Origin of the sequence: Mycobacterium sp., from assembly GCF_035653355.1 — a bacterium.
Lineage (GTDB): Bacteria > Actinomycetota > Actinomycetes > Mycobacteriales > Mycobacteriaceae > Mycobacterium.
The window spans coordinates 1-3,163 of sequence record NZ_DASRBZ010000191.1 but is presented as its reverse complement, the minus strand read 5'-3'; the positions used below and the strand labels follow the sequence as shown (position 1 = coordinate 3,163).

Below are 3,163 nucleotides of genomic sequence, written 5' to 3'. Positions count from 1 at the left end.
TCAAGGACATGTACATCTGCGGCGGGTTCAACGTCTACCCCGCCGAGGTCGAGCAGGTGCTGCTTCGGTTGGACGGTGTGGCCGATGCCGCGGTGATCGGTGTGCCCGACGATCGGCTCGGCGAAGTCGGCCGCGCATTTTTGGTGGCGCGGCCGGGATCCGGTCTGGACGAGCAGGCGGTGATCGGTTACGCGCGTGAGCACCTGGCGAACTTCAAGATCCCCCGTTCGGTGCGGTTTCTCGATGAGTTGCCGCGCAACGCGGGCGGCAAGGTGGTCAAGCCCCTACTGCGAGAGATGCCATAGATGGACCTTGATTTCGACGACGAAACGCTGGCGTTTCAGCGTGAGGTGCGCGAGTTCCTGGCGGTCAACAAGGCGTCGTTTCCTACCAAGTCCTACGACACTGCCGAAGGCTTCGAACAGCACCGGCAATGGGACAGGGTGCTTTTCGACGCTGGGCTGTCGGTGATCACCTGGCCGCGAAAGTACGGCGGCCGCGACGCGACACTGTTGCAGTGGGTGGTCTTCGAGGAGGAGTACTTCCGGGCGGGGGCGCCCGGGCGAGCCAGCGCCAACGGCACGTCGATGCTGGCACCGACATTGTTCGCACACGGCACCCAGGAGCAGCTGGATCGGGTGTTGCCGAAGATGGCCAGCGGCGAGGAAATCTGGGCGCAAGCCTGGTCGGAACCTGAATCCGGTAGTGATCTGGCGTCGCTGCGGTCGACGGCCACTCGCACCGAGGGTGGCTGGCTGCTGAACGGTCAGAAGATATGGAGTTCGCGGGCGCCGTTCGGTGACAGGGCTTTCGGGCTATTCCGTTCGGACCCGGTCGCCGAGCGGCACCGCGGCCTGACCTACTTCATGTTCGACCTGCACGCCGACGGTGTCACGGTGCGCCCGATCAAACAGCTGAACGGCGACACCGGTTTCGGGGAAATCTTCCTCGACGACGTGTTCGTGCCCGACCGCGACGTGATCGGCGAGGTGAACGAGGGCTGGCGGGCGGCGATGAGCACGTCAAGCAACGAGCGCGGCATGTCGCTGCGCAGCCCGGCACGGTTCCTGGCCGCCGCTGAACGCCTAGTCCAGATGTGGAAAGACAACGGCAACAGTGCCTTCGGTGATGAGGTTGCCGACGCGTGGATCAAAGCCCAGGCCTACCGTCTGCACACGTTCGGCACGGTGACCCGGCTGGCTGAAGGCGGCGAGCTGGGTGCCGAGTCGTCGATGACCAAGGTGTTCTGGTCGGATCTCGACGTGGCGCTGCACCAGACGGCGCTGGAGATTCGCGGCGCCGACGGCGAGCTGGCCGATTCGTGGACCGACGGCTTGCTGTTCGCACTGGGTGGCCCGATTTACGCCGGCACCAATGAGATTCAGCGCAACATTATCGCCGAGCGGCTGCTGGGCCTGCCCCGGGAGAAGGCCAGATGAGATTTGAACTCGACGCGCAGCAGCGCGACTTCGCGGCCAGCATCGACGCCGCTCTGGCCGCGGCCGACGTCCCGGGCGCCGTGCGCGCCCGGGCCGCCGGCGATACCGGGCCCGGACGCAAGGTGTGGGCCCAGCTGGCCGAACTCGGTGTGACGGCATTGCTGGTGCCGGAGCGGTTCGACGGCATCGACGCACACCCGGTGGATCTCGTCGTCGCGCTGGAGGGCCTCGGCCGCTGGTGCGTGCCGGGACCTGTCGCGGAATCCATTGCGGTAGCGCCACTTCTATTGACGGACGACGAGCGGTGTGCGGCACTGGCAGCCGGTGAACTGATCGCAACGGTTGCGCTGCCGCCGCAGACTCCGCGCGCAGTGGACGCCGATACCGCTGGGCTGGTGCTGCTGGCCGCCGATGGCCGGGTCAGTGAGGCGGACGTCGGCGCACGTCACGAGTGCATCGATCCCAGCCGGCGCCTGTTCGACGTGGAAGCGGCTGGCAACGGATGGGACGCCGACGTCGCCCGCGCCTACGAGTTCGGCGCGCTGGCCACCGCCGCGCAACTCGTGGGCGCAGGCCAGGCGCTGCTGGACGCGGCCGTCGATTACGCCAAGCAGCGCAGCCAGTTCGGGCGGGTGATCGGCTCGTATCAGGCGATCAAGCACAAGCTGGCCGACGTGCATATCGCCGTGGAGTTGGCTCGCCCGCTTGTCTACGGCGCCGCGCTGTCGCTGGCTGCCGAGTCACCGGACGCGCCTCGGGATGTGAGCGCCGCCAAGGTGGCGGCTGCCGATGCCGCGCTGCTTGCCGCGCGGTCGGCGCTGCAAACCCACGGCGCGATCGGGTTCACCGCGGAACACGACTTGTCGCTGTGGCTGCTGCGGGTACAGGCCCTACGCCCGGCATGGGGCGATCCGGCTGTGCACCGGCGACGGGTGCTGGAGGCGCTGACGTGACATCCCGCGCCGGCGACGATGCCGAGGGCGGGGGACCCCAGCTTGCGAGGGGACGATGAGTAGGAGCGGCGCAATGGCCAGTGACGAACGGGAACTGCTGCGCGAGACGGTCGCTGCGCTGGTGGCCAAGCACGCCGGCCCTGAGGCAGTTCGAACCGCGCTGGAATCCGAGCGGGGCTACGACGAATCGCTGTGGCGGCTGCTGTGCGAGCAGGTCGGTGCGGCGGCGCTGGTGGTACCCGAAGACTTCGGCGGCGCTGGCGGCGTCTTAGCCGACGCCGCGGTCGTCATCGAGGAGCTCGGCAAGGGGCTGGTACCCACCCCCCTGCTGGGTACCACGCTGGCGGAGCTGGCGCTGCTGGTCGCCGACGAGCCCGATGCCGACGCGTTGGCGGCGCTGGCCGAAGGCATCGCGATCGGCGCAGTGGTGTTCGACCCCGACTATGTGGTCAACGGCGACATCGCGGACATCGTCGTCGCCGCAACCGGCGACGAACTCACCCGGTGGACCGAGTTCAATGCCGAGCGCGTCGACACCATGGACCCGACGAGGCGGCTCGGACGCGTCACTCCGCAGAGCTCCGCGCCGCTTGGCACCGACCCCGGAATCGGCGACATCGCGGCGATCCTGCTGGCCGCTGAACAGATCGGCGCGGCCACCCGATGCCTGCAGTTGACCGTCGACTACACCAAGGAGCGGGTGCAGTTCGGCCGGCCGATCGGCAGCTTCCAGGCGCTCAAACACCGGATGGCCGACCTGTATGTCGCGGT

Annotated in this window: 4 protein-coding genes; all 4 read left to right on the top strand. The window is 68.0% G+C overall.

The window, feature by feature from the left end; genetic code table 11:
- Positions 1 to 305: AMP-binding enzyme (locus VFA16_RS06410; protein ID WP_414687651.1), on the top strand; the 305-nt coding region annotated here is incomplete at its 5' end.
- Positions 306 to 1,439: an acyl-CoA dehydrogenase family protein gene (locus VFA16_RS06405; protein WP_324967012.1), complete on the top strand. Its 1,134-nt coding sequence runs from the start codon at positions 306 to 308 to the stop codon at positions 1,437 to 1,439.
- Positions 1,436 to 2,392 (top strand): acyl-CoA dehydrogenase family protein, encoded by a 957-nt coding sequence (locus tag VFA16_RS06400; protein WP_324967011.1) that lies wholly within the window; start codon positions 1,436 to 1,438, stop codon positions 2,390 to 2,392. Before VFA16_RS06405 ends, VFA16_RS06400 begins: the two co-directional genes overlap by 4 nt.
- A 73-nt stretch (positions 2,393 to 2,465) precedes the next feature.
- On the top strand, positions 2,466 to 3,163 hold a 698-nt coding region (locus tag VFA16_RS06395; RefSeq protein WP_324967010.1), incomplete at its 3' end, for an acyl-CoA dehydrogenase family protein.

Excerpts from the sequence above, each read along its gene's own strand:
- VFA16_RS06405 (WP_324967012.1), top strand. The coding sequence starts at position 306 with ATGGACCTTGATTTCGACGACGAAACGCTGGCGTTTCAGCGTGAGGTG.
- VFA16_RS06400 (WP_324967011.1), top strand. The coding sequence starts at position 1,436 with ATGAGATTTGAACTCGACGCGCAGCAGCGCGACTTCGCGGCCAGCATC.